Origin of the sequence: Cellulosimicrobium sp. XJ-DQ-B-000, from assembly GCF_031119065.1 — a bacterium.
In the GTDB taxonomy this organism is placed as follows: Bacteria; Actinomycetota; Actinomycetes; order Actinomycetales; family Cellulomonadaceae; genus Cellulosimicrobium; species Cellulosimicrobium funkei.
In genome coordinates this window covers 15,292-40,262 of sequence record NZ_JAVHYN010000006.1, presented here as the reverse complement: position 1 = coordinate 40,262, position 24,971 = coordinate 15,292, and the positions used below count along the sequence as shown (strand labels likewise).

The following is a 24,971-nucleotide window of genomic DNA, read 5'->3' as shown; positions in this document are numbered from 1 at the left end:
GGTCAGCCCTGCCGCTCCGGGCCGCTCTCGTCCGGGCCGCGCGCGTCGCGGGTGCCGCCGGACGTGGAGCCGTCCGGCGCGGCGCCGTCGGACGCGGAGCCGTCCGGTCCGGAGCCGGCGGTCGCGGAGCCGGCGGGGGTCTCCGGGGCGGTCGCGTCGACCGGGCCGTCCGGGCCGATCCCCTGGGTCTCGGCGTTGTGCCGCATGCGTCGGAGCTGGCGCGAGAGCCCGAAGAACAGGGCGACGGTCGCGACCGCCACCGCGAAGATCGCGAGGAAACCGGCGAGACCGGGCGACACGTCGTTCGGATCCAGGTCCTCGCGCAGCGGGTCGTCCGACGGGCTCGGCGTCGCGGTCTCCGCGACGACGTCCGCCGCCCAGCCCGGGCCGCCCGCGAGCGTCGGCACGTCGAGGAAGGGTGCCGCGCTCACGAGGCCACCTCCTCGCCCGCGACGAGCTCCCGCACGCCGGCGAACAGGTCGTCCTCCGGCAGGTCCGTCGGGACGCGCGACTCCGCGAGCTCGAACTCCTCGAACGGCCACACGTCGACCTCGAGGTCGCGTGGGATCGCGAAGAAGAAGCCCTCCGGGTCGATCTGCGACGCGTGCGCGATGAGCGCCGCGTCACGCTGGGCGTAGTAGCGCGCCACGTGGACGCGCGTCGTGACCTCGCGCTCGGGGATCTCCCGCGCGGACCGCGACTCGACCCAGTCGCCGAACGGCGACTCCAGGCCCGCGCCCTGCATCGCCTCGTGGAGCGTGCGGATGCGGTTCATCGAGAAGTCGTGGTTGTAGTACAGCTTGAGCGGCGACCAGGGCGCCGCACCGCCCTCCCGGCGGTAGCGCTCCGGGTCGCCCGCGGCGTGGAACGCCTCGAACGCGACGCGGTGGCACATGACGTGGTCCGGGTGCGGGTAGCCGCCCGACGGGTCGTACGTCGTGACGACGTGCGGACGGAACTCGCGCACGAGCTCGACCAGCGGCGCGGCCGCCTCCTCGAGCGGCACGAGACCGAACGAGCCCTCGGGCAGCGGCGGCAGCGGGTCCCCCTCGGGCAGCCCCGAGTCGACGAACCCGAGCCACTGCTGCCGGACGCCGAGCGCGCGCGCCGCGGCGGCCATCTCGACGCGGCGGAGGGCGCGCATGCCCTCGATGTCCGCCGGGCCCTCGCCGAAGCTCGGGTTGAGGATGTCGCCGCGCTCGCCCCCGGTGCACGTGGCGACGAGCACGTCCACGCCCTCGGCCGCGTAGCGCGCCGTCGTCGCGGCGCCCTTGCTCGACTCGTCGTCGGGATGCGCGTGCACGGCCAGGAGACGGAGCGTCTCCGGCTGCTCGCGCTGGGTGGTCGATCCGGCCGCGGGTTCGGCCACTGGTCCTCCCGGGTGCGTCGTACGTCTCCTCGCGCGGCCCGGGACGCGGCACAGGACGCCGTGGGTGCACGACGAGGGCCGGGGCTCTGCGAAGATGGGTCGAGGACATGATCCACCACCGCGCCCACACCTGACGAACCGCCGACCACCGCCGGCACCCGCCGGGCCCGCGACCGGGGCGCGGCGGCACCGACCACGGGACCGCACCATGACGAACGAGACCACCGCCCCGCAGCCGAGCCCGAGCACGCCCCTGCGCCCTCCGGCGGGCCGGTACGGGCCCGAGCCCACCGAGCGGCGTCGGCGCCTGGCGGTCGTCGGGATCGTGCTCGTCGCGGTCGTCGGGCTCGCGATCACGTTCGTCATCGGGCTGCGCTACGCGAACGAGCCGGTGCGCTTCAAGGACTTCGGGTACACCGTCGTCAGCCCGGAGCGCGTGGACGTCACGTTCGAGGTGTACATGGACCCCGGCACGACGGCGACGTGCACCCTGGACGCACTCGCCGAGAGCTACGCGCAGGTCGGCACGGTCGACGTGACGGTCGGCCCCGTCGAGGTCACGGAGTCCCGCTACACCGTGAGCGTCGCGACGTCGGAGCTCGCCACGACGGGGATCGTCCAGTCCTGCCGCCCGGCTCCCTGAGCCGCCCGGCCGTCGTGCGGACCAGCCGCCGCACTCCGGCCGTCGTGCCGGCGGACCGCCCCGCCCCGCGCCGTCCGCACCTCGTGCTTTGCTATCCTGAGGGATTCCCGCACCCGACCGCGTGCGGCCCGCGGCCGGTGCTCGTGACAGGCGACCGACCATCGGGCGACCCGGCGGTCCGGCGGGAACCAGTCCTCCGCGCTGCCACCCGGGCAGCGTCACCGACCCGGGCAGGCAGGCGCTCGCGTGAGCACGCGCCCCGGCTGCCCGTCTCTGCACGGCCGTGCCCGGCGCGACCGTCGAACCATGGAAAGGAAGGAGCGAACCGTGACCGACACCACCGTCACCTGGCTGACCCAGGAGGCGCACGACAGGCTGCAGGCCGAGCTCGCCCACCTGTCCGGCGAGGGCCGCACCGAGATCGCGGAGCGCATCGCCGCCGCCCGTGACGAGGGCGACCTCAAGGAGAACGGCGGCTACCACGCCGCCCGCGAGGAGCAGGCCAAGAACGAGGCCCGCATCCGCGAGCTCACCGAGAAGCTGCGCAACGTGCGCATCGGCACGCCGCCGGACGACGGCAAGGTCGAGGCCGGCATGGTCGTCACGGCCGTCGTCGCGGGCGACGAGATGACGTTCCTCCTCGGCTCGCGCGAGATCGCCGGCACGACGGACCTCGACGTGTACTCGCCGACGTCTCCGCTCGGTGCCGCGATCGACGGCAAGACCGTCGGCGACGAGACCAGCTACACCGCTCCGAACGGCAACGAGATCGCCGTGAAGATCACCGCCGCGAAGCCCTTCGAGGGCTGACGCGCCCCCGGCGGCCGCGACGCCGCCGGGCGAGACGTGAGAAGTGGCCCCTCCGACACGTGTCGGAGGGGCCACTTCTCGCTTCTCGGCAGCTCTCGTCTGCTTCGTCCACAGGTCTTGGCCGTTCCTCGGCAGGTCGGGGGTGTGCTCGGGGACACTCTCGGCATGCCCGTCCCGGTGCCCGACCCGCCGTTCGTCGTCGCCGAGGCGCTCCGCCTCGGCGTGAGCCGGAAGCAGCTGCGCTCACCGCGGCTCCACGCCCCGGTGCGGGGCGTCCGCATGGACGCCGCCCGGCGCGACGACCTGCGGTCCGTCGCCGCCGCCGTCCGGCTCGCGCTCCCGCGCGCGGCCGCCTTCTCCCACACCACCGCTGCCGCGCTGTGGGACCTGCCGCTCCCGCCCGGCGTGTCCGGCCTCTCTCCGCTGCACGTCTCGGGGCCACCCGGCACGCGACCCCTCGACGCGACCGGTGTCGTCACGCACGTCGGCCTGCCGGGGCGCGACGTCGTCGTCCGGCACGAGCTCGCCGTGACCGGCCCGGACAGGACCGTCGCCGACCTGGCGGCGCTCGTCGCCGCGGGCGGGCACGGTCTCACCGAGACGGACCTCGTCGTCGTCCTGGACGCGGTCCTCGGCGCCCGGGGACGAGCCCGCCCGTACCCCCGCGACCGGCTCGAGGCGCGCGTGCACCTGCTGCGCGGTCGACGCGGGGTCGTGCCGCTCGCGTCCGCGCTCCACCGTTCCCGCCGTTTCGTGGACTCCACCATGGAGACGCTGCTGCGCCTCCGGCTGGTCGACTCGGGCTTCCCCTGCCCGGTCGTCGGGGCCGACGTCGTCGACGACGACGGACGCTGGCTCGCACGACCCGACCTGTGCTGGCCCGAGCTCCGCATCGCGGTGGAGTACGACGGCCGGCACCACCTGACCTCCGCGCGGCAGCGCCTGAACGACGTCGCGCGGCAGGAGGAGCTGGAACGGCTCGGATGGCGGGTGATCGTGCTGTTCGCGTACGACGTCCTCGGCCGCTGGCCCTCGACCGAGGGCCGGATTCTGCAAGCCTTCGTCGACCGCGGCGCGCGCCCGGAAGAGCTCCCGGACGCTCCCGACCCGGCCACGCGCCCGCGCGTCGTCACCCCGGCGCACCGGACCACCTGACTGCCGGCCGCCGGCCGAGAGGCGGGTGGGCGAGACGTGAGAAGTGAGAAGTGGCCCCTCCGGCACGCGCGGGAGGGGCCACTTCTCGCTCCTCGTCAGACGCGCGGCGACCCGCCGTCGCTGCGCTCGACGCGGTAGCCCGCGGAGCGCAGGTGCGCGACGAGCTCGTCGCAGTGCTCGGGCCCCTTGGTCTCGACCTGCATGCGCACCCACGCCTCGCCGATCGCGAGGCCCACGTCGGTGCGGTCGTGGTCGATGTGCATGATGTTGCCGCGCCTCGCCGCGACCGCCTCGAGCATGCGCGCGAGGGCGCCGGGGCGGTCGTCGAGCAGCACCTGGAGCTGGATGTACCGGCCCGCGGCGGCGAGGCCGTGCCGCACGACCCGCAGCAGCACGAGCGGGTCGACGTTCCCTCCGGACAGCACGACGACGACCGGTCCCTCGACCGGGTCCGCCGCGCCCGCGTCGACCGCGGCCGTCCCGGACAGGAGCGCCGCGACGCCGGTCGCGGCGGCGGGCTCCACGAGCAGCTTCGCACGCTCGGCGACCATGAGCAGGGACCGGGAGATCTCCTCCTCGGTCACGGTGCGCACCTCGACGCCGTGGTGCGCGACGATCCCGAACGGCACCGCACCCGGGGTCCCGACCGCGATGCCGTCGGCCATCGTCCCGGCGAGCCGGGCCGTCGTCGGCTCTCCTGCGGCGAGCGAGCCCGGGTAGGCCGCGGCGCGCTCCGCCTGCACCCCGATGACGCGCACGTGCGGCGCGGCCTGGGCGAACGCCGCGGCGAGCCCGGCGACGAGGCCGCCGCCTCCGAGCGGGGCGACGACGGTCCGGACGTCGGGCACCTGCTCGAGGATCTCGAGCGCGATGGTCGCCTGACCCGCGACGACGTCGGGGTGGTCGAACGGGTGGATGAACACGGCGCCGGTGCGGTCGGCCTCGGCGCGCGCGGCGGCGAGCGTCTCGTCCACGTCGGCGCCGACGAGCCGGACCTCGGCGCCGTACTGGCGCGTCGCCGCGACCTTGGGGAGCGCGGCGTCGACCGGCATGTACACGACGGCCCGGATGCCGAGCAGGCCCGCGGCGAACGCGACGCCCTGCGCATGGTTGCCCGCGCTCGCCGCGACGACGCCGCGCGCCTTCTCGTCGGCGCTCAGGCGCGCCATGCGCACGTAGGCGCCGCGGACCTTGAACGACCCCGCGCGCTGGAGGTTCTCGCACTTGAGCAGGACCCGGACGCCAGCCGCCTCGCTGATCGCCCGGGTGGTGTGCACCGGCGTGCGGTACGCGACGCCGTCGAGCAGGCGGGCGGCGTCGCGGACGTCGCCGAGCGGGACGGGCACGGGACCTGAGGTCACCGCGCCTCTCCCGGTGTGCCCTCGCCCGGTGCGTCGGCGACGCCGGCGTCCTGCGTCTCCACGACCGCCGAGCCGCCGGCGTCGTGCGCCCGGCGACCGGGGCGGCGGCGCACGCCCGCGTCGTCGAGGTCGGACTCGGCGCGCGCGATGACGGGCGGCTGCGGGCTGCCGCGCACGACGACGCGGTCGTCGGTGCCGAGCTCGGGGAACTTGTCGTGGCCGTGCAGGTAGAGCACCACCGTGTTGAGCACCGCGGCGATCGGGACCGCGAACAGCGCGCCGACGATGCCCGCGGCGAAGCTACCGGCCGCGACGACGAGCAGGACGGCGACGGGGTGCAGCGAGACCGCGTGCCCCATGAGGAAGGGCTGGAGGATGTGGCCCTCGATCTGCTGCACGAGCAGCACGATGCCGAGCATGACGAGCGCCTGCACCCAGCCCTGCGCGACGAGCACGACGAGCACCGCGATGGACCCGGTGACGATGGCACCGACGATCGGGATGAACGACCCGACGAAGACGAGGATGCCGAGCGGCAGCGCGAGCGACGGCACGAAGAACGCAGCGCCGACGCCGATGCCGACCGCGTCGACCGCGGCGACGAGGATCTGGGTGCGCGTGTACGCGGCGAGCGTCACGATGCCGCGACGGCCGGCCTGGTGCACGCGGTCGCGGGCACGCAGCGGGAGCAGCCCCACGACCCACGACCAGATCGAGCGGCCGTCGAGCAGGAAGAAGAACGTGCAGAACAGGGCGATGAGGGCCCCGGCGAGCACGTGGCCGATGGTCGTCGCCGCGCCCAGCGCGCCCGACACGATCGAGTCCTGGTTCTCGGAGACCGCGGTCCCCGCCTGGTCGAGCCAGTGCGAGAGCGTGGTGGAGTCGAGGCCGAGGGGGCCGTCGGCGAGCCAGTTCGTGAACTGCTCGAAGCCCTCGACGGCCTGGTCGCGCAGGTCCTGGAAGCCGCTGACGATCTGCTGCCCGGCGATGGCGATGAGCCCCGCGACCACGACGATGAGCGCGATGAGCGCGGCGCCCGACGCGAGGCCGCGCGACATGCGCAGGTGCCGCCGGAAGAACCGCTGGACCGGCGTGAGGAGCACGGTGAGCAGCAGCGCCACCGCGATCGGCACGACGATCACCTTGAGCTGCGTCACGACCCACAGCCCGGCCGCGATCGCCGCGCCGATGAGCAGCAGGCGCCACGACCACGCGGCGGCCGAGCGCACGGCGTCGGGCACGGCCGCTGCGCCGGGACGCGCGGGAGGAAGCGGGTCGGGGGTGCGGTGCTGGTCCGTCTGCGCGCTCACAGCGCAACCCTAGGGGAGCGGCCCCCGCCGCGCGCCCCTGCGCACGGCGAGCCCGCGCGGTGTGCGCAGGATCTCCCCGTCAGGCGAGCGCCTGCCCGAGGTCGGCGAGCAGGTCCTCGACGTCCTCGATGCCGACGGACAGCCGGACGAGGTCGTCGGGGACCTCGAGCGCCGTGCCCGCGACGGAGCCGTGCGTCATGCGGCCGGGGTGCTCGACGAGCGACTCGACCCCGCCCAGCGACTCCGCGAGCGTGAACACCCGGGTGCGCGCGCACACGTCGAGCGCCTTGGCCTCGCTGCCCACGCGGAACGAGACCATGCCGCCGAACCCGGACATCTGGCGCGCCGCGAGCTCGTGGCCCGGGTGCGACGCGAGGCCCGGGTAGATCACCTCGGTCACGGCCGGGTGCGCGTCGAGGAACTCCGCGACCGCGGCCGCGTTCGCCTGGTGGCGGTCCATGCGCACCGCGAGCGTCTTGAGCCCGCGCAGCGTGAGCCACGCGTCGAACGGCCCGGCGACGGCGCCCGACGCGTTCTGGTGGAAGCCCACCGCCCCCGCGACGTCCGTGCCGCCCGCGGACGACGCGAGCCCGCCGGGGAGCTGCGCGGCCGTCGCCACGACGAGCGCTCCCCCGACGACGTCGCTGTGCCCCCCGACGTACTTCGTCGTCGAGTGCACGACGACGTCCGCCCCCAGCGCGAGGGGCTGCTGGAGGTAGGGGGTCGCGAAGGTGTTGTCGACGACGAGCAGCGCCCCGGCGTCGTGCGCGACGCCCGCGAGCGCCGCGACGTCGCTCACGCCGAGCAGCGGGTTCGTCGGGGTCTCGACCCAGACGACGCGCGTCTCGGGGCGCACGGCGGCGCGCACGGCCTCGACGTCCGTGAGGTCGACGGGCGTGTGCTCGACGCCCCACGGGCCGAACACGCGGGCGATGAGGCGGTAGGTGCCGCCGTACGCGTCGTCGGGCACGATCACGTGGTCCCCGGGGCGCACGACGGCGCGCAGCAGCGTGTCCTCGGCCGCGAGGCCGGACGCGAAGGCGAACCCGCGCGCGGCGGGCGACCCGTCCGCCGTCGGGCGCAGGCCGCCGGACTCCGCGGCCGCGAGCGCCTCCTCGAGGGCGGTGCGCGTCGGGTTCGCGGAGCGCGAGTACTCGTAGCCGCCGCGCAGCCCGCCGACGCCGTCCTGCTTGTACGTCGAGACCTGGTGGATCGGCGGCACGACGGCGCCGGTCGTCGCGTCCGGGTCCTGGCCCGCGTGGATCGCACGCGTGGAGAAGCCGGTGGTGGTCCAGTCGGGGTGCTCGCTCGAGGTGGTCACCCGACCAGCCTAGGCGCACCCCCTGCGCCGAGCAGGCGGTCCTGGTCCGTCCCGCTACCCGGACGAGCCAGGACCACCTGCTCGGCGGCGGCCGTGGCGACGGCGGCCATGGCGGGGGCGGTGAGGCGGTGGCGGCCGCGACCGCCGCGGGGCACGGTAGGGAGGCGGGCGGCGACCGTCGTCCGACGACCCGGAAGGAGCCCGCGCATGAGGATCGACCTGGACGGCAGGAGGGCGCTCGTCACCGGCTCGGCGCAGGGGATCGGGCTCGCGATCTCGCGCACGCTCGCGGCGTGCGGCGCGGCGGTCGTCGTCAACGGGCGCTCCGAGGAGACGGCGCAGCGGGCCGCCGCCGACGTGCGCGAGCACGTGCCCGGGGCGGACGTGCTGGGCGTGGCCGCCGACCTCGCGACCGACGAGGGGACGGCGGCCGTGCTCGACGCCGTGCCGCACGTCGACGTGCTGGTGAACAACCTCGGCATCTTCTCGAGCGCGGACCCGCTCGCGATCGACGACGCCACGTGGCGCCGCTACTTCGAGGTGAACGTCCTCGCGGGCGTGCGGCTCACGCGCGCGTACCTGCCGGGGATGACGGAGCGCGGCTGGGGCCGGGTGCAGTTCGTCGGGAGCGACTCGGCGGTCGTGATCCCGGCCGAGATGATCCACTACGGCGTGACGAAGACGGCGCTGCTCGGCGTCTCGCGCGGGTTCGCCAAGGCGGCGGCGGGCACGGGCGTCACGGTGAACAGCGTGCTCGCCGGGCCCACGCACACGGGCGGGGTGGAGGCGTTCGCGCGCGAGCTCGTCGGCGACGACCTGCCGTGGGACGAGGCGCAGCGCGTGTTCATGCGCGAGCACCGCCCGCAGTCGCTGCTCCAGCGCCTCATCGAGCCGGAGGAGATCGCGCACATGGTCGCCTACCTCGCGTCACCGCTCGCGTCGGCGACGACCGGCGCCGCGGTGCGCGTCGACGGCGGGTACATCGACTCGATCGTCCCGTGAGAGGCTCGGGCCGGACGCGCGCCCGGGCCCCGGTCGCGGCACGTCCGCGGAACACCGACCGCCCCCGCCGCGTTCTACCCCGTGCCAGGACGATGCGTCGTGGGCCAGCGCCCCGGTCGTCCGGGCACCCTCAGGAGGTAAGCGATGAACTCGATCTTCGACGCGATCTTCGGCTCGTCCGGCAAGACGACGATGATCGCCCCCGAGGACGCGCTGCCCGGGCGCCAGTCGCCCGTGCTGCAGGCGCCGCGTCCCCACACCGTGCTCGGCACCTCGATCACCGGCCCGTGGCCCGAGGGCACGCGCGTGCTCTACCTGGCGATGGGCTGCTTCTGGGGCGCCGAGGAGATCTTCTGGCAGGTCCCCGGGGTGGTGAGCACCGCCGTCGGCTACATGGGCGGCACGACGCCGAACCCCACCTACGAGGAGGCGTGCACCGCGCGGACCGGCCACACCGAGACGGCGCTCGTCGCGTACGACCCGACGAAGGTCTCCGAGGAGGAGCTGCTCAAGATCTTCTGGGAGCGCCACGACCCGACGCAGGGCTACCGCCAGGGCAACGACGTCGGCACCCAGTACCGGTCCGCCGTGTACTGGACGACGCCCGAGCAGGAGCGGGCCGTCCGCGAGACGGCGGCGCGCTACTCCGCGGTGCTCGAGGCCAAGGGGTACGACCCGGTGACGACGGAGATGCGCCCCGCGGCCGAGGCCGGGCCGTTCTACTACGCCGAGGACTACCACCAGCAGTACCTCGACAAGAACCCGAACGGCTACCGCTGCCACGCGACCACGGGGGTCCCGTTCCCGAGCGCCGCGTAGCACCCGCCGAGAGGTGAGAAGTGGCCCCGGGTCCCGCCGGACCAGGGGCCACTTCTCGCATCTCGCCCGCGCGACGTCCCGCTGCCGCGTCCCGCCGAGGTGCGGGGCCGCCGGGGTCGCCCGCACGATGGGCCCATGACGATCCCCACCCTCGCGGCGCAGGACGGCACGACGATCCCCGCGATCGGCCTCGGCACCTACCGTCTCCAGGGCGAGGAGGGCGCGGACGCCGTCGCGCGCGCGATCGACGCGGGGTACCGGCTCGTCGACTCCGCGTTCAGCTACGAGAACGAGGGCGCCGTGGGCGCGGCGGTGCGCCGCTCGGGCGTCGCGCGCGAGGACGTGCTCGTGACGTCGAAGCTCCCCGGGCGCCACCACGCGCACGACGACGCCGTCCGGACGGTCGAGGAGTCGGTGCTGCGCACGGGCCTGGACTACCTCGACCTGTACCTCGTGCACTGGCCCAACCCGCGCGTGGGCCGGTACGTCGAGGCGTACGAGGCGCTCGTGGAGTGCCGCGACCGGGGCCTGGTCCGGCACGTCGGCGTCTCGAACTTCCTGCCCGAGCACCTGGACGCGGTGATCGCGGCGACGGGCGTGACGCCCGTCGTGAACCAGGTCGAGCTGCACCCGTACTTCCCGCAGCCGCTCCAGCGTGCGGCGGACGCGGAGCGCGGCGTCGTCACGGAGGCGTGGAGCCCGATCGGACGCGCGAACGACCTGCTCCGGGACCCGGTCGTCACGCAGGTCGCGGCCGCGCACGGCGTCTCCCCGGTGCAGGCGATCCTGCGCTGGCACGTGCAGCTCGGTGTCGTGCCGCTGCCGAAGGCGTCGTCGCCGGAGCGTCAGCGCGAGAACCTCGACGTGTTCTCGTTCGAGCTGACCACGCACGAGATGAACGCCCTGACCGGGCTCGCCCGGGCGGACGGGCGCACGAACGGCCAGGACCCGGCGGTGTACGAGGAGCTGTAGCGCCGGGGCTCGCACGGCCCGGTCGCGGCCCGGTCCCGGCGCGGCGGCGCGCGCCCCGGACTGCCGGTCGTGGCACCGTGTGCGCGTGACCTCCCCCGCGCTCAGCCCGCTGCCCGACGCCGCCCGCCCGCCCTGGGCGGTCGGGTCGCCCCTGCGGCTGCTCGCCGCGGTCCTCGTGTCCGGCTCCGCGGTGCTGCTCTTCGCGGTCCACGCGCGCCCGCTCGGGTACGTCCCGCTCGTCCTCGGGGTCGCGCTCGGGCTGCTCGTGGACCGGCGCCTCGGCCGCGACCTCGCGCTGGTCGGCGTCGGGATGGGGATCATCTCGACCATCTCGCTGAAGGCCGACCTGTCCGACGCCGGCATGGTGCGCTTCGCCGTCGTGCTCTCCCTCGCGGTGCTCGTCCCGTGGGCGCTGTCCCGCTTCGTCTTCCGCGAGGACGCCGTCACGTTCCCCGTCGCGACGGGGCGCCGCTGGACGCGGGGGCAGGTCGTGTACCTGGTCGTGGTCGTCGTGGCGGGCTACCTGATCCTGCCGTTCTACTTCATCGGGTCGGGCGCGTACCTCAACTGGCCGCCGATCACGGGCGGCGCGGAGATCGCGCGACTGTTCGTCGGCGTCAACGCGGTGGGCATCTGGGACGAGCTGTTCTTCGTGTGCGTGGTCTTCGCGCTGTACCGCGAGCACTTCGGGGTGTGGACGGCGAACCTGCTGCAGGCGACGGTCTTCGTGTCGTTCCTCTGGGAGCTCGGCTACCGCGAGTGGGGCCCGCTGCTCACCGTGCCGTTCGCGCTCGTCCAGGGCTGGATCTTCTCCTGGAGCAAGTCGCTCACGTACGTCGTGGCCGTCCACCTGCTGTTCGACGTCGTGGTGTTCGCCGTGCTGGTGCACGCCCACCACCCGGAGCTGTTCGACGTCTTCGTCACCGCGCCGCGCTGACGACCCCGCCCGCGGGTGGGGTCAGGACGGTCGGGCGAGCAGCACGCGGCGCACCCCGTCGACGCGGCACGCCGCCACGACGGCCGTCGTGGCGGGACCGGCGAGCACCGTCACCGCCGCCACGACCACGGCGACGCCCACGGCCGCGCCGGCCACGACGTCGTGCGGGAAGTGCACGCCCTGGGCGACGCGGGCCGCCGCGACCGCCACGGCCAGCAGGGCCGGCACGACGACCCACACCGCGAGGTCGCGCGTACGGGAGCGGGTCGCGTGCCGCGCCGGCACGGCGCCGGGGACCCGCACGGCCGGCGCGCCGGCGAGGACGACGGCGGTCGCGAGGGCGAACGCGATCGCGGTGTGGTTGCTCGGGAACGACCAGTCGCCCGCCGCGGGGCAGTGCGCGACCTCGACCAGCTCCCAGCAACCGCGCGGCTGGCGGACGAGCGACTTCACGGCCTCGCTCGCGGCGTAGGCGGCGACGGCGCCCACGCCGGCGACGAGCGTCGTCGCGACTGCGGGCGGGCCGCCCCGGCGCGAGCGCCAGGCCACGAGCGCGCACCAGGCCACGAGCACGAGCACGCCGCCCTCGGCGACGAGCTCCGTCCCGGGGAGGTCGGCCGTGCGCGCCGTGACGGCGAGGTAGAGGGACTCGCTCGGCCCGCGCAGCATCCGGGCGACGAGGACGACGAGCGCCGCCCCGACGAGCCACGACAGCGCCACGAGCGCCTGCCCCGCCAGCCCGGACGACGGCTCGGGGGCCGTGGGTCCGGCCGGCGCGCCGTCGCTCTCGTCACGCGTCGGGGCGGCGTCGGGCAGGGTCGTGGTGCGGGACGAATCGGGCGAAGTCATCGGACGAGGGTATGCCGGGTGAACCACGGGTGAACATCCGCCCCGCGGCGGACGTCCGCCGCGGGGCGTCCCCCCGGGGCGGTACCTCGCGGGACCGCCGGTGCGACCCGCGACCGGCGACCGCGGGGGCGGCCCTACCGGGCGCCCGAGCCGTCCTCGGCGGGGACGTCGTCCGCAGGGACGTAGAACGCCGTCGTGGCGGCGACGCGGGCGGCGACGTCGTCCGCGTCGAGCCCGTCGGCCGCGGCGAGCGCCGCTCCCCACGCCTCGCTGCTCGCGACGTTGAACGCGCGCAGCTCGGGGCTCGCGAGGACGGCCTCGGGGTCGAGCGTCGCCCCGCCGTCGAGGTGCAGCCCGAGGCCCAGCAGCGCGCCGTCCCACCCGACGCCGACGGCGCCCGGGCCGAACTGGTCCCACATCTCCGGCGGCACGACGGCAGTGTGCTCGAGCGTGAGCGTGGTGCCGCCGTCCGGCGCAGGCGCGAGCCGGACCTCGACGACGGACGAGTCCTCCGGCGTCGGCGGGCCCATGACCCACGTGAGCCGCAGGAGCCGCGGGGCCTCGCACGCGCGGATCTCGCCGCCGGCGTTGCCCTCGACCTGGTAGGTGCCGCCCACCCGGAGGTCGCCCGTCACGGGCAGGAACCAGCGCGGGATGCGCTCGGGGTCGGTGACGGCGTCCCACACGTCCTCGACGTCGGCCGGGTAGGTGCGCTCGAGGGTGACGACCCGTGCCGCACCGGCGGGCAGGTCTCCCGTCCCGACGGTGCGCCGCGCGGCCTCGAGCTCGGCGATGAAGTCCTTCATGCTGTCCTCCTGGTGGTGTCGGTGGGGCGCTCGTCGTCCTCGTCGGCGCCGGCTGCCGTCGCCCGACGGCGCTCGCGGGCACCCCGGGCGAGCTCGGTCCCGAGCGCGTCCAGCCGCTGCTCCCAGAACCGGCGCAGGCCCGCGGTCCAGTCCTCGACCTCGTCGAGGGCGGCCGGGTCGAGCGCGTAGAGGCGCCGGGTCCCGTCCGGACGCACCGACGCGAACCCGCTGGTCCGCAGCACGCGCAGGTGCTGCGACACCGCGGGCTGGCTGATGCCGAACTCCTCCCCCACGCGCGCCGCGATCTCGCCGGCGGGCTGCTCGCCGTGCGCGAGGTGCTCGAGGATCCGGCGACGCACCGGGTCGCCGAGGACGTCGAACGCTTCCATGACCCCCATCATTCAGACTGTGCTTATATAAGTCAAGGCCTATGTTGCGAGCGCGCGTGCCATGACCCGCTGCGGCCCGGCGCTGCCCCCGAGGTACGCGCCGCGGTCGTGCATCCCCGCACGGGCGTACGCGCGCCGCCCCGCCGCGTTGCGGTCGTTGACCGTGAGGACGAGCGCCCCGTACGGCGCCGTCCGCCCACGCAGCGCCGCGAGCGCCGCGACCGCGCCGGGAAGGTCCCGCACGACGCGCGACCCGACGCCGCCGCCCTGCGCCGCGACGTCGACGAGGAAGCCGCGGAACAGCACGACGTCGTCCGGGGCGACGCCGTCGAGCAGCGCCGCGACCTCGGCCGGGGCACCGCCCGGGTGCAGCACGCCGAGCGCGACGGGGTCGCCGCCCGGCGGGCGGGCGACCAGCAGGTGCCGACCCGGGTCGGCGTGGGCCGCGGCGACGACGTCGGCCGCGGGCGGCACGAACTCCTCCTGCCCGGGTCCCAGCCGGAGCCGGAGCGCGGCGGCGAGCAGCCGGCCCCGCTCGTCCGGGGGCACCGCGTCGAGCAGCACGAGCTCGACCGGGCCACCCGGAGCCTGCGGCGCGGGCGGCGGAGCCGTCACCGCCGCTTCCCGCCCCGACCACGGGCGCCCCGGCCCTTCGGCGTTCCGCGGCCCTGCGCGCCGCCCCCGCCGCGCCCGCCACCCCCTCCCGCACGACCGGTGCCCGCTCCGCCGCGACCCGTGCCCGCTCCCCCGCGGCCCGCGCCACCGCGCGCGTCGCGGTCGCGGCGCTCGCGGGCGGGCGCGGCGTCCTCCGCGGGCGCCGTCGCGCGACGCCCGCGCGAGCTGTTGGCCGTGCGGCCCCGGACGATCCCGACCATCTCCTCGACGAGGTCGTCGTCGCGGTCCGCGACCCACGCGAGCGCGACGGGGGCCGACGGCGCCCCCTCCAGGCGGCGGTAGGTGACGTCCTTGCGGTGGTGCAGGCGCGCGAGCGACTGCGGCACGACCGCCACCCCGACGTTCGCGGCGACCAGCACGACCGCGTCGCCGGTCATCGCGGGCCGCTCGTCGGCCGGCCGCCCCGGTGGCTGCGGCGCGTCGTCCGCGGCCCCGGCCTCGCCCGCCCACGGCACGACGTCGTCGAGCGGCCGCAGCAGCACGTCGTCGGCGAGGTCGTCGAGCGCGACCGGTTCCTCGGGCTCCAGGGCGGCGAGCAGGTGGTCGCGCGACACGAGCACGACCGGCGCCTCCTCGTAGAGGCGGATCGCGCTCAGCACGTCGCGGTCGACGGGCAGGCGCAGGATCGCGGCGTCGGCCTCGTCGTCGCGCAGCGCCCGCTCCGCGTCGCCGGGCTCGACGGCGACGAGCTCGAGCGGCACGTCGGGGAGGCGCTCGCGCCACGTGCGCACCCACTTGGCCGGGGTCGCGCCGGGGACGTACGCGAGCCGGAACCGGCGGCCGGCCCCGTCGTCCCCGCCGCCGTCGGTCGTTGCCTCGGGAGCCGTGCCCGCGTCGTCGTCCACCCGGACAGCCTAGGCGCGCGGTCCCGCGCGCTCCCGCCCGAGGTGCACCGGGCCCGGCTCCGGTCCGTCGCGGGCCCGCCGGACGCCCGCCGCGTGCCCCGCCGCGGACCGCCGGCACCCGACCGGCCGACTACCCTGGAGCCCATGACCCCCAAGCAGTCCGCGCAGACCATGAAGCCCGCCACCGCGGCGAAGAAGCTCGGGGTGTACCTGCCCGCCACGCCGCAGGAGTTCCAGGAGGGCACCATCACCCGGGCCCAGCTCGAGGAGATGGAGAAGAACCCGCCCCAGTGGCTCGCGGACCTGCGCCGCAACGGCCCGCACCCGCGGCCCGTCGTCGCGGGCCGGCTCGGCGTCTCGATCTCCGGCCTCACGCGCGGCGGCCTCACCGAGCCGCTGACCACCGACGAGATCGACGCGCTGCGCCAGGACCCGCCGGAGTGGCTGACGGCCGAGCGCGAGGTGCAGAAGAAGGTCCGCGCCGAGGAGGAGCGGCTCGCCGCCGCGCGCGCGAAGAAGGGCTGAGCCGCGTCCTGCGGGACCGCGTCTGCCGGGCGGCCCGACCGGCCTCAGTCCGGGCGCGGTGCCTCCGTCGCGGCGTCCGTCGCAGCGTCCGTCGCGGCGTCCGTCGTGGTGGCCGCGCGGTCGGTGTGGCCGAGCGACAGGTCGGGCGCGACGGCGTCGCGCACCCGCCGCTTGAGGTCCGGGATCTCGGGGAACCCGCCGTCGACGCGGCGGTCCCACAGCAGCACCGGCCCGTCCCCGGCGTCGAGCGTGACGCGGAAGACGCCGTCCGTGCCGGGCACGAGGGCCACCTCGCCCAGGCGCGTGCGGAACGTCTGCAGGAGCTCCTGCGCGACCCACGCCGCGCGCAGCAGCCAGCGGCACTGCGTGCAGTACTCGACCGCCACGCGCGCGGTCCCGCGCGCCTCGGCGGGCGCGGTCGGAGCCTCTGCCCGCGCGGAGGACTCCGCAGGCGCCTCGGCGGGCGCGGGGGCGTGCGGGCCGGGCTGACCTCCGTCGTCCGTCATGGCGCCCAGGGTACGGGCGACGGCCGGGCGCGCGGGTGGCCGTCCACCGCCGTCGGACCGGCTCAGACGCCCCGCTCTGCCGGGAGGCGGCCGCTCGTCACGGCGGCCTCGAGCGCGGCGTAGTCGCCCTCGACGACGTCCGCGTACGCGCGCGACCACCGCGCGAGGGACTCGTCGAACACGTCGGAGCGGCCGAGGTAGCCGTGCGCCACGCGCGCGCCCGGCGACTGGCTGTGCGCGCGGGCGAGCACGCGCCCGCACAGCTCCCCGTACCGCACGAACTGCGAGGCCGAGAGCCGGCCGAGCTCGACCGACCCCTTCATGTCGCGGAACTGGCGCCAGTAGAAGTCGACGCGCGGGCGGCCCGTGCGGTCGGGCGCCTCGACGGTCGTCCACCCCAGGAACGGGTCGGACTGCGCCTGCAGGATGCGCTGGGCGGCGACCACCCGGCGGCCCTGGGCGGGCACGGCGCCGGCGGGCACGAGCCCGGACGGCAGCGCGTCGACCATCCCGCCGTACGTCGCGAGGACCGACGACGTCGCCTCCTTCACCTGCAGCACGAGCGGCTCCCCCGCGGGCCCCTCGAGGAGCACGATGTAGCAGCGTGTCCCGACGCTCCCGACGCCCACGACGCGCAGCACGAAGTCCACGACCGTGAACTGGCTCAGCAGGAGCCGGGCGTCGGCGCGCAGGGGCTCGCGGTACGCCTCGAACAGCGTCGTGAGCTCGTCGACGCTCGCCGTGCCCACGTGCTGGGTGACGGGCGGCTGGTCGACGATCCGCGTGCGGCCGTCGGCGGTCCGGCTCGTGATCTTCCGCACCACCTGCTCCGACGTGCGCCGCCGCGCCTTGCGCACGGTCCGCTCGAGCTCCTCGCGCCCGCCGTCGAGCAGCAGGGGCTCGATGACCGCGGTGTCGACGAGGAACGCGTAGCGCTCGAGGGCGTCACGCGCGAACGCCTCGGCGAGCGTCTCGCGGTACCCGCGCACCGCGCTGCGCGCGGCGTCCGCGCAGTCGTGCTCGGCCAGGCCCTTGTCCCGCCCGCCCACGTACATGCTCGCCGCGAGGCGCTTGACGTCCCACTCCCACGGGGCGTCCGACGCCTCGTCGAAGTCGTTGAGGTCGAACAGGACCCGCCGCTCGGGCGACGCGAAGAGCCCGAAGTTGGAGACGTGCGCGTCCCCGCACGCGACGACCTGGACGCCGGTCCGGGGGCCGTCGCGCAGGTCGTGGGCCATGGTCGCGGCGGTGCCGCGGTAGAACGCGAAGGGCGACTCGAGCATCCGGCCGATCCGCAGCGGGACGAGGTCCTGGAGCCGGTCGCGGTTCTGCTCCTCGACGATCGCCACCGGGTCGCGCTCCGGCAGCAGCAGCGCGCCCTGCGTGCGACGCGGCACCCGGTCGCGCAGCGCGCGCCCGACGGCACGGGACTCGACCAGGGTGCGTGGGACGTCCACGGGTGCCTCCTCGCTCTCCGCAGTCGCACAGTAGCGCTCCGCCGGGCGCGCGGCGCGGCGACCACCGGGCGTCGGGGAGACTGGGGCGGTGACGACCTCGCCCGACCTCGCCGCCCTCCTGGAGCGCCTGCGCACCCACGACGTCGGTCCGGACCGGGAGGACGCACCGGTCGCCGTCGACCCTGCCGACCGACTGCTGCTCGACGAGGCGGCGCCCCTGCTCGCCGGCGTCGCGCCGGGGGCCGTGGCCGTCGTCGACGACCGGTACGGCGCCCTCACCCTGGGTGCTGCGCTGCTCACAGGGGCAGGACCCGCCGGGGGGCGGGTGCGCGTCCACCAGGACGCGTGCACCGGGGAGGCGGCGCTCGACGCGAACGCGCGCGCGGCGGGGATGACGACGGCGTACGACCGCCACGGCCTCGACGCGGGCCTCCTGGCCGGGGCGCGGGTCGTGCTGCTGCGGCTCCCCCGCGGCCTCGCCGCGCTGCGCGACGTCGCGGAGCACGCCGCGCGCGAGGCCGGGCCGGACGTCGTGCTCCTCGGGAGCGCACGCGTCAAGCACATGACGCGCGCGATGAACGACGTCCTCGCCGAGTCGTTCGGCGAGGTGCGCGCGAGCCTCGCCCGGGGCAGGTCCCGCGTGCTCGTCGCGTCGGCACCCCGGCCGGCGCGCCCGCTGACCTACCCGGTCGTCACCGACCTGGCCGACGTCGGCCTCCGGGTCGCGGCGTTCGGCGCCGCCTTCGCGGGTGCGGGCCTCGACCTCGGCACGCGGTTCCTGCTGGACCGGCTCGGCGCCGACGACGGACCGACCCCCGGCGGCCAGGGTGCGGCGCCGCGCGACGTCGTCGACCTCGGGTGCGGGACGGGCCTGCTCGCCGCGTGGGCGGCCCGGCGCTGGCCCGACGCGCGGGTGGTCGCCGCCGACCGCTCGGACGCCGCCGTCCGCTCGACGGCGCTCACGGCGCGCGAGAACGGCGTCGCCGACCGTGTGCGGACGGTGCGCGACGACGCGGGCGCGACCCTCGCGGACGCGAGCGCCGACGTCGTGCTGCTCAACCCGCCGTTCCACGACGGCGCGGCGGTGCGCACCGACGCGGCGCACCGCATGTTCGCGACCGCGGGGCGCGTGCTGCGTCCGGGCGGCGAGCTGTGGTGCGTCTGGAACTCGCACCTGCGGTACCGCCCCGCGCTCGAGCGCGCGGTCGGGCCCACGACGCAGGTCGCGCGCGACCCGCGCTTCACGGTGACGCGGTCCGTGCGGCGCTGAGCGGCGGGCGCCCGTCGTGGGTGATCACCGCGACGACGGGCACCCCGCGCTCAGGAGGTCACTGGACGTCGACGACGTCCACGACGAAGACGAGCGTGTCCGTGCCGCCGATGCCGGCCTGCGGCACGCCGCGCTGGCCGTAGCCGTGCTCCGGCGGGATCGAGAGCAGCACCCGGGAGCCGACGTTCTGGCCCACGAGGCCCTTGTCCCAGCCGCCGATGACGGCGCCGACGCCGATGGGGAAGGCGATGGTGTCGTCGCGGTCGTAGGAGTTGTCGAAGACGTGCCCGCCCCAGGTCTGGCCGAGGTAGTGCACGACGATGTTGCGCCCCGACGTGACGGCCGGGCCGTCGCCCTCGGTGAGCACGACCACCTGCAGACCGCTGGGCGCGTCCGTCTCGGGGAAGGTGAGCGTCGGCTTCTCGCCGAAGGATCCCGAGGCGGTGGGGAGGGTGGGCTGGTCGGTCACGAGGTTGCCTCTCGTCGGGTGCAGGAAGGCCCGCGCGGGCGCGGGTCTCCCTACCCTACGCGGGTCGCCCGGCCCCGGCCGGGCGCGATCGCCGGAACTCTTGCCCTCGTTGGCTAATGGCATTAGCCTTGCAGCTATGACCATGAGCCAGCAACCGAGCGTGCGCCACCTCGCCCGCGCCGAGGGACGCCTCGCCTACACCGACCAGGGCTCCGGCCCGCTCGTCCTCGCCGCGCCCGGCATGGGCGACCTCCGCGCCACCTACGACGACGTCGTCCCCGACCTCCTCGCCGGGGGCCACCGCGTGGTCGTCATGGACCTGCGCGGCCACGGCGACAGCGACACGACCTTCGCGACGCACGGCGACGAGGCGACCGCGTCCGACTACGTCGCGCTCGTCGAGCACCTGGGCGCCGGCCCGGCCGTCCTGCTGGGCAGCTCCATGGCGGCGTCGGCCGCCGTGGTCGCCGCGGCCCTGCGTCCCGACCTCGTGCGCGGGCTCGTCCTGCTCGACGGGTTCCTGCGCGAGCCGTCGTCCCCCGCGAGGCTCCGCGCGATGCGCGTCCTCTACCGCGTCGCGCTCGCCCGACCGTGGGGCGCGGCGTTCTGGGCCTCGTTCTACGGCTCGCTGAACAAGGGCCGCACCCCCGCGCGCCTCGCCGCGCACCAGGCCGCGATCCGCGCCAACCTCTCCGAGCCGGGGCGCCTGCGCTCCTTCCGGGACCTCACCCTCCAGCTCGACCACCGCGTCGTCGAGCCGCGCGTCGCCCAGGTCGAGGCGCCCGTGCTCGCGGTCTACGGCGCGCTCGACCCCGACTACGCCGACCCGGCCGCCGAGGCCGCGTGGGCCGAGCAGGCGCTCGGCGCGACCACGCTCCTGCTGCCCGACGTCGGCCACTACCCCCAGCTCCAGGCGCCCGAGGAGGTCGTGGCCGCGACCCTCGACTTCCTCTCCGGGCTGCCCGACGCCGACGCGCGCCCGGATGCCGAGCGGTCGGAGGACGCTCGTGGCTAGGGCCGGGCTGTCCCACGACGCCGTCGTCCGGATCGCGCTCGACCTCGTCGACGCCGGCGGCTCGACGGGCTTCGCCGACCTCACGCTCGCCAAGGTCGCCGCTCAGGCAGGCGTCGCGACGCCGAGCCTGTACAAGCACGTCGGCTCGCTCGCCGCGCTGCGCCGCGAGGTCGCCGTCGTCGCCGTCGGGGACTACACGCGCGCCCTCACCGACGCGACGGTCGGCCTCGCCGGGCCCGACGCCGTCGCCGCCCTCGCGCACGCGACCCGGCGGTACGCCCGGGCGCACCCCGGCCGGTACGCGGCCGTGCAGGTCGCCCCCGACCCGGACGACCCCGCGGACGCCGCGCTGTCGGCGGCCGCGGGGCGCAGCGTCCAGGTCGTCGCCGCCGTGCTGCGCGGGTTCGACCTCCCCGAGGACCGCACGGTCGACGCCGTCCGGTCCGTGCGCGCGAGCCTGCACGGCTTCGTCGCGCTCGAGCTCGGCGGCGGCTTCCGCCTGCCCGACGACCTCGACCGCAGCTTCGACCTGCACGTCCGCGCGCTCCTCGCGGGCCTGGCATCCCTCGCGCGCCCGCAGGCCGGAGCCTGAGGCGCGCGCCGGGCCCGGCGGGGATCAGCGCGCGGCGACGAACCCCAGGAGGTCGTGCCGCGTGAGGACCCCGACCGGGTCGCCGTCCTCGACGACGAGCAGCGCGTCGGCGTCGTGCAGCGCCGTGCGCACGGCCTCGACGCCCTCGCCCGCGCCGATGAGCGGGAAGCGGGGCTCCATGTGCTGGTCCACGCGGTCGGCGAGCGACGCGCGGCCGGAGAAGACGGCGTCGAGCAGCGCGCGCTCGCTCACCGACCCGGCCACCTCCCCGCTCTTCACGGGCGGCTCGGCGCCGACGACGGGCATCTGCGACACCCCGTACTCGCGCAGGATCTCGATGGCGTCGCGGACCGTCTCGCTCGGGTGCGTGTGCACGAGGTCGGGCAGGCGGCCGTCCTTCGCGCGCAGCACGTCGCCCGCGGTCACGCCCTCCTCGTCGGGCAGGAACCCGTAGGACCGCATCCACGCGTCGTTGAAGATCTTGGAGAGGTAGCCGCGCCCGCTGTCCGGCAGCAGGACGACGATGACGGCCCGCGCCGCCGCCTCCGGGTCCTCCTCCTCGAGCCGGCGCGCGAGCCGCAGCGTCGCCTCGACGGCCATGCCGCACGACCCGCCGACGAGCAGGCCCTCCTCGCGCGCGAGGCGCCGGGTCATCGCGAACGAGTCCGCGTCGCTGACCGGGATGACCTCGTCGGGGACCGCCGGGTCGTAGGCGGCCGGCCAGAAGTCCTCGCCCACGCCCTCGACGAGGTACGGGCGCCCGTCGCCGCCCGAGTAGACCGAGCCCGCCGGGTCCGCGCCGACGACGCGCACACGCCCGCCGTCGGAGGCCGCGCGGTCCGCGGAGACCTCCTTGAGGTAGCGGCCCGTGCCGGTGATGGTGCCGCCCGTGCCGACCCCGGCGACGAAGTGCGTCACGCGACCGTCGGTGTCGGCCCAGACCTCGGGGCCGGTGGACTCGTAGTGCGACGCCGGGCCGTTCGGGTTCGCGTACTGGTTCGGCTTCCAGGCGCCCGGGATCTCGCGGACCAGCCGGTCGGAGACCGAGTAGTAGGAGTCCGGGTGGTCGGGGGCCACGGCGGTCGGCGTGACGACGACGCGCGCGCCGTACGCGCGCAGCACGTCGCGCTTGTCCTGGCTCACCTTGTCCGGGCAGACGAAGACGCAGTCGTACCCCTTGCGCTGCGCGACGAGCGCGAGCCCGACGCCCGTGTTGCCCGACGTCGGCTCCACGATCGTGCCGCCGGGCCGGAGCTCGCCCGAGGCCTCCGCGGCCTCGACCATCTTCAGCGCGATGCGGTCCTTGACGGAGCCGCCGGGGTTCACGTACTCGACCTTGGCGAGGATCGTCGCGCTGAGGCCTGCGGTGACACGGGACAGCCGGACGAGCGGGGTACCGCCGACGAGCTCGGACACGTGCTCTGCGTATCTCATGCCCCGATCATCCCCGATCCGGGCCGCGCGCGTGCTCGACCGGGCACCGTCCCGACCGACGCCCGGCACGAGGGTCGCTCGCGACGGGAATTCCCGTACGGTGTAGAGCGTTGAGGACGCCGACATCCCCGACCGAGAGGTGACCCGTGCCCGAGCCCACGACCGCCGCCACCCGTCCCGCGTCCCCCGCAGCGGCCTCCGCGCCGCCCGCGCTCCCCCCGCTGCCCGACGTCGTCGCCCAGGCCGAGCGCCTCGTCGCGCTCGGCGTCCACGACATCGCCGGTCTCACCGCGGACGCGTTCCGCGCCGCCGCGGCCGACCTCGCGGCGACCGCCCCCGCGGGCGCGCTGCTCGTCGTCGACCCGACGCTCGCGCCGCCGTCGGCGCTGGCTCCCCTGCTGCGGCTCCCGGCGAAGGACGGCGAGAAGGAGGGTTTCGTCGTCGTCGACATGACGGACGTGGACCGCTTCACGCCGATCGAGGGGATCGTCGTCCCGCCGGGGCCGCTCTCGCTCGTCACGGACGTCGACCGCGGCGACGACCTGGCGAGCTGGTCCCCGGACGAGGCGCTGCCGGAGCTCACGGCGCGCGGCCGGACGCCGCTCCTGCTGCACGAGGGGATCCACTGGGCGCTCCAGGCGCCGGACGTCCTCGCGCGCAACCACTGCTACATGACGGTCGGCTCACGGCTGCGCAAGCCCGACGGCCGCCTCGACACCCGCACCCCCGCGCTGTGGATCTCGAACGGCACCGGACGCGACGGGCGCGAGCGCCGCGGAGCCCCGAAGGTCGGCTGGTGCTGGGCCGGGAACCGCCACACGTGGCTCGGCTTCGCCTCGGCCACCGGCCGCCTCCCCGCCTGACCCCCGCTGAGTGCGGGAGAGAGTCGCGGCGGAGACGCCCGACCGCGGCTCTTTCCCGCACTCACGGGGTGGGGCCGTCAGCCGACGAGACCCAGGATCGCGACGAGGACCACGACGACGCCGAGCACGACGACGAGCAGCGGGCGGTCGGAGGCCTCGGGCGCCACGAGCCGGCCGAGACCCGCGCCGACCGCGGCGGTGACCCCGACGACGGCGGCCGCACCCGCGACGAGCGCACCGCCACCGCCAGCGCCGGCGTCGGCGAGCTGCCGGGCGATCCCGCCCGCGAGCAACGACCCCCAGAGCGCTCCGGCCACGAGTCCGAGCGCCGCGAACACGAGCGCGGCCCGGCGCTCCGTGGCGTCGCGCGTGATCCGGGTGCCGAGCCAGGCGACGGCGGCGCCCGCCGTCGGGACGCTGAGCAGGATGAGGAGCGCCGCGAACGACAGCCACGCAGGCGGCGCGCCCGAGACGACCATGTACAGGACCTGGACGCCGAGCATCGCGGCCGCCGCGACGACGAGCCCGGCCAGAAACACCGGCACCCGCGGCGGGAGGTCCGCCGCGGGTGCCGGTTCACGGGTGCTGCGCGCCACCGTCAGTCGCTGCTCTGCAGGATCGCGAAGAGGCGCAGGAACTCGAGGTAGAGCCAGATCAGCGTGACCATGAGGCCGAACGCGGCCGACCACGCGAACTTGGCGGGGACGCCGGCCTCGACGCCACGCTTGATCGAGTCGAAGTCGACGATGAGCGACGCGGCGGCCAGGCCGACCGCGATGAGCCCGACGACGATGCCGATCGTGCCGCCGCGCATGCCCCAGCCGTCGAGGACGCCGAAGAGCACGAGAACCACGTTGACGAGCGAGAAGGCGAGGTACCCGACCATCGCGATGAGCAGCCAGCGCGTGAACTTCGGGGTGACACGCACCTTGCCGGAGCGGAACAGGAACAGCGCGGCCGCGAACGTCGCGACGGTCGCGAGGACCGCCTGGAAGACGATGTCCGTGAGGTTCCCGCCGTTGCCGACGGTCATGGTGCCGAACGCGAGGCTGATGCCACCGAGGAACAGGCCCTGGGCCACGGTGTACGCGATGATCAGGGCCGGGCTCGGGTTCCGCTTGAACGCGTTGACCAGGCCGAGCACCAGGCCGGCGATCGCACCCAGCAGGTAGAGGAACGGCATCTGCGGCGTGAGGTACCACGACGCCGCCCCGACGACGACGAGCAGCGCGAGCAGGCCGCCCGTCTTCATGATCACGTCGTCGTACGTGAGGCGCTTGGTGTCCGCCGTGGTCGCCGACGGCGCGCTGTACATCGCGTCGAGCTGCGCCGCGTCCGCGGTCTGGGCGCCGTACGCACCCCACTGCGCGCCCTGCGGGGGCGTGCCGTACGCGGGGCCCTGGCCCTGTGCGGGCGGGCTCCCGTAGGCGGGTGCGGCCTGCGTGGCCGCCCCACCGCGCCGGTTCTTCGGCTCGCCGAAGACCGCGCTGTTGTTGAAGACGGGGTTGCTCATGAGCTCCTCCTGGTCGCGGCGTCCACTACCTCTCAGCGGGCCTCGTCATCGGCGTCTCGCCTCG

General features: G+C 75.8%; 28 protein-coding genes. 12 read left to right on the top strand and 16 right to left on the bottom strand.

Features of this window, described 5'->3' with window-relative positions; all coding sequences use genetic code 11:
• Positions 1 to 2 precede the first annotated feature (2 nt).
• Positions 3 to 431 (bottom strand): hypothetical protein, encoded by a 429-nt coding sequence (locus tag RDI86_RS11085; RefSeq protein ID WP_083711928.1) that lies wholly within the window; start codon positions 429 to 431, stop codon positions 3 to 5.
• The gene (mca, locus tag RDI86_RS11080; protein ID WP_241005844.1) at positions 428 to 1,369 is read right to left on the bottom strand and encodes a mycothiol conjugate amidase Mca; all 942 of its coding nucleotides are present in this window, start codon (positions 1,367 to 1,369) and stop codon (positions 428 to 430) included. Before mca ends, RDI86_RS11085 begins: the two co-directional genes overlap by 4 nt.
• A 208-nt stretch (positions 1,370 to 1,577) precedes the next feature.
• On the opposite strand from mca, the gene RDI86_RS11075 reads away from it, so the two are divergent.
• The 3 genes from RDI86_RS11075 (at position 1,578) to RDI86_RS11065 (ending at position 3,977) form a co-directional block, all read left to right on the top strand.
• A complete protein-coding gene (locus RDI86_RS11075; RefSeq protein ID WP_061267455.1) occupies positions 1,578 to 2,012 on the top strand; it encodes a DUF4307 domain-containing protein in 435 nt (144 codons plus the stop codon).
• Positions 2,013 to 2,339: 327 nt separating this feature from the next.
• Positions 2,340 to 2,822 (top strand): transcription elongation factor GreA, encoded by a 483-nt coding sequence (gene greA, locus RDI86_RS11070; protein ID WP_021483866.1) that lies wholly within the window; start codon positions 2,340 to 2,342, stop codon positions 2,820 to 2,822.
• Between the two features lie 165 nt (positions 2,823 to 2,987).
• Entirely contained in the window at positions 2,988 to 3,977 is a 990-nt protein-coding gene (locus RDI86_RS11065) for a hypothetical protein (RefSeq protein WP_308821404.1), read from the top strand.
• A gap of 95 nt (positions 3,978 to 4,072) precedes the next feature.
• On the opposite strand, the gene ilvA is transcribed toward RDI86_RS11065, so the two are convergent.
• The 3 genes from ilvA to RDI86_RS11050 form a co-directional block, all read right to left on the bottom strand.
• Positions 4,073 to 5,338: a threonine ammonia-lyase gene (gene ilvA, locus RDI86_RS11060; protein ID WP_308821403.1), complete on the bottom strand. Its 1,266-nt coding sequence runs from the start codon at positions 5,336 to 5,338 to the stop codon at positions 4,073 to 4,075.
• The gene (locus RDI86_RS11055; RefSeq protein WP_083711927.1) at positions 5,335 to 6,648 is read right to left on the bottom strand and encodes an AI-2E family transporter; all 1,314 of its coding nucleotides are present in this window, start codon (positions 6,646 to 6,648) and stop codon (positions 5,335 to 5,337) included. The genes ilvA and RDI86_RS11055 overlap by 4 nt, the downstream gene beginning before the upstream one ends.
• A 79-nt stretch (positions 6,649 to 6,727) precedes the next feature.
• Positions 6,728 to 7,969 carry a cystathionine gamma-synthase gene (locus RDI86_RS11050; protein ID WP_251176902.1) on the bottom strand — a complete coding sequence of 414 codons (1,242 nt, stop codon included), beginning with the start codon at positions 7,967 to 7,969 and terminating at the stop codon, positions 6,728 to 6,730.
• Between the two features lie 207 nt (positions 7,970 to 8,176).
• On the opposite strand from RDI86_RS11050, the gene RDI86_RS11045 reads away from it, so the two are divergent.
• The 4 genes from RDI86_RS11045 to RDI86_RS11030 all read left to right on the top strand — a co-directional run bounded on the left by RDI86_RS11045 (position 8,177) and on the right by RDI86_RS11030 (position 11,699).
• Positions 8,177 to 8,971 (top strand): SDR family NAD(P)-dependent oxidoreductase, encoded by a 795-nt coding sequence (locus tag RDI86_RS11045; RefSeq protein WP_076405877.1) that lies wholly within the window; start codon positions 8,177 to 8,179, stop codon positions 8,969 to 8,971.
• Between the two features lie 144 nt (positions 8,972 to 9,115).
• Entirely contained in the window at positions 9,116 to 9,790 is a 675-nt protein-coding gene (msrA, locus tag RDI86_RS11040; protein WP_034653375.1) for a peptide-methionine (S)-S-oxide reductase MsrA, read from the top strand.
• Positions 9,791 to 9,925: 135 nt separating this feature from the next.
• Positions 9,926 to 10,762: an aldo/keto reductase gene (locus RDI86_RS11035; RefSeq protein WP_061267449.1), complete on the top strand. Its 837-nt coding sequence runs from the start codon at positions 9,926 to 9,928 to the stop codon at positions 10,760 to 10,762.
• Between the two features lie 109 nt (positions 10,763 to 10,871).
• Positions 10,872 to 11,699, top strand: a complete 828-nt coding sequence (locus RDI86_RS11030) for a CPBP family intramembrane glutamic endopeptidase (RefSeq protein WP_034653394.1) — start codon at positions 10,872 to 10,874, stop codon at positions 11,697 to 11,699.
• A gap of 21 nt (positions 11,700 to 11,720) precedes the next feature.
• Here RDI86_RS11030 and RDI86_RS11025 read toward each other — a convergent pair whose 3' ends face one another.
• The 5 genes from RDI86_RS11025 to RDI86_RS11005 form a co-directional block, all read right to left on the bottom strand.
• On the bottom strand, positions 11,721 to 12,548 hold the full coding sequence (locus RDI86_RS11025) for a phosphatase PAP2 family protein (RefSeq protein ID WP_308821402.1): 828 nt from the start codon (positions 12,546 to 12,548) through the stop codon (positions 11,721 to 11,723).
• Positions 12,549 to 12,682: 134 nt separating this feature from the next.
• A complete protein-coding gene (locus tag RDI86_RS11020; RefSeq protein WP_251176903.1) occupies positions 12,683 to 13,354 on the bottom strand; it encodes an SRPBCC family protein in 672 nt (223 codons plus the stop codon).
• Positions 13,351 to 13,743, bottom strand: a complete 393-nt coding sequence (locus tag RDI86_RS11015; protein WP_061267446.1) for a helix-turn-helix transcriptional regulator — start codon at positions 13,741 to 13,743, stop codon at positions 13,351 to 13,353. The genes RDI86_RS11020 and RDI86_RS11015 overlap by 4 nt, the downstream gene beginning before the upstream one ends.
• Positions 13,744 to 13,782: 39 nt before the next feature.
• Positions 13,783 to 14,358 carry a GNAT family N-acetyltransferase gene (locus RDI86_RS11010; RefSeq protein WP_308821401.1) on the bottom strand — a complete coding sequence of 192 codons (576 nt, stop codon included), beginning with the start codon at positions 14,356 to 14,358 and terminating at the stop codon, positions 13,783 to 13,785.
• Entirely contained in the window at positions 14,355 to 15,263 is a 909-nt protein-coding gene (locus RDI86_RS11005; protein ID WP_308821400.1) for a substrate-binding domain-containing protein, read from the bottom strand. Before RDI86_RS11005 ends, RDI86_RS11010 begins: the two co-directional genes overlap by 4 nt.
• Positions 15,264 to 15,407: 144 nt before the next feature.
• Between RDI86_RS11005 and RDI86_RS11000 the strand changes: the two genes are divergently transcribed.
• Positions 15,408 to 15,788 (top strand): DUF5997 family protein, encoded by a 381-nt coding sequence (locus tag RDI86_RS11000; protein WP_034650386.1) that lies wholly within the window; start codon positions 15,408 to 15,410, stop codon positions 15,786 to 15,788.
• Positions 15,789 to 15,832: 44 nt separating this feature from the next.
• On the opposite strand, the gene RDI86_RS10995 is transcribed toward RDI86_RS11000, so the two are convergent.
• Together RDI86_RS10995 and RDI86_RS10990 are read right to left on the bottom strand one after the other, a co-directional pair.
• Positions 15,833 to 16,294, bottom strand: a complete 462-nt coding sequence (locus RDI86_RS10995) for a SelT/SelW/SelH family protein (RefSeq protein ID WP_083711926.1) — start codon at positions 16,292 to 16,294, stop codon at positions 15,833 to 15,835.
• A 62-nt stretch (positions 16,295 to 16,356) separates the two neighbouring features.
• The gene (locus RDI86_RS10990; protein ID WP_308821399.1) at positions 16,357 to 17,751 is read right to left on the bottom strand and encodes a DUF2252 domain-containing protein; all 1,395 of its coding nucleotides are present in this window, start codon (positions 17,749 to 17,751) and stop codon (positions 16,357 to 16,359) included.
• Positions 17,752 to 17,839: 88 nt separating this feature from the next.
• Here RDI86_RS10990 and RDI86_RS10985 point away from each other — a divergent pair, with 88 nt between their 5' ends.
• Positions 17,840 to 19,021, top strand: coding sequence for a class I SAM-dependent methyltransferase (locus tag RDI86_RS10985; protein ID WP_308821398.1), 1,182 nt, complete (start codon positions 17,840 to 17,842; stop codon positions 19,019 to 19,021).
• Between the two features lie 58 nt (positions 19,022 to 19,079).
• Here RDI86_RS10985 and RDI86_RS10980 read toward each other — a convergent pair whose 3' ends face one another.
• A complete protein-coding gene (locus RDI86_RS10980; protein WP_308821397.1) occupies positions 19,080 to 19,490 on the bottom strand; it encodes an FKBP-type peptidyl-prolyl cis-trans isomerase in 411 nt (136 codons plus the stop codon).
• 142 nt (positions 19,491 to 19,632) lie between these two features.
• Here RDI86_RS10980 and RDI86_RS10975 point away from each other — a divergent pair, with 142 nt between their 5' ends.
• Positions 19,633 to 20,505, top strand: a complete 873-nt coding sequence (locus RDI86_RS10975) for an alpha/beta hydrolase (RefSeq protein WP_308821396.1) — start codon at positions 19,633 to 19,635, stop codon at positions 20,503 to 20,505.
• Positions 20,498 to 21,097, top strand: a complete 600-nt coding sequence (locus RDI86_RS10970) for a TetR-like C-terminal domain-containing protein (protein WP_308821395.1) — start codon at positions 20,498 to 20,500, stop codon at positions 21,095 to 21,097. The genes RDI86_RS10975 and RDI86_RS10970 overlap by 8 nt, the downstream gene beginning before the upstream one ends.
• Before the next feature lie 24 nt (positions 21,098 to 21,121).
• Here the strand turns inward: RDI86_RS10970 and RDI86_RS10965 are convergent, their stop codons facing one another.
• Positions 21,122 to 22,531, bottom strand: a complete 1,410-nt coding sequence (locus RDI86_RS10965; RefSeq protein WP_076405859.1) for a cystathionine beta-synthase — start codon at positions 22,529 to 22,531, stop codon at positions 21,122 to 21,124.
• A gap of 146 nt (positions 22,532 to 22,677) precedes the next feature.
• Between RDI86_RS10965 and RDI86_RS10960 the strand changes: the two genes are divergently transcribed.
• Positions 22,678 to 23,394: a DUF5701 family protein gene (locus RDI86_RS10960; RefSeq protein WP_308821394.1), complete on the top strand. Its 717-nt coding sequence runs from the start codon at positions 22,678 to 22,680 to the stop codon at positions 23,392 to 23,394.
• Positions 23,395 to 23,471: 77 nt separating this feature from the next.
• Here RDI86_RS10960 and RDI86_RS10955 read toward each other — a convergent pair whose 3' ends face one another.
• Both RDI86_RS10955 and RDI86_RS10950 read right to left on the bottom strand, forming a co-directional pair.
• Positions 23,472 to 23,939, bottom strand: coding sequence for a hypothetical protein (locus RDI86_RS10955; RefSeq protein WP_143317313.1), 468 nt, complete (start codon positions 23,937 to 23,939; stop codon positions 23,472 to 23,474).
• A gap of 53 nt (positions 23,940 to 23,992) precedes the next feature.
• The gene (locus RDI86_RS10950; protein ID WP_021482325.1) at positions 23,993 to 24,907 is read right to left on the bottom strand and encodes a Bax inhibitor-1/YccA family protein; all 915 of its coding nucleotides are present in this window, start codon (positions 24,905 to 24,907) and stop codon (positions 23,993 to 23,995) included.
• Between the last annotated feature and the right edge of the window lie 64 nt (positions 24,908 to 24,971).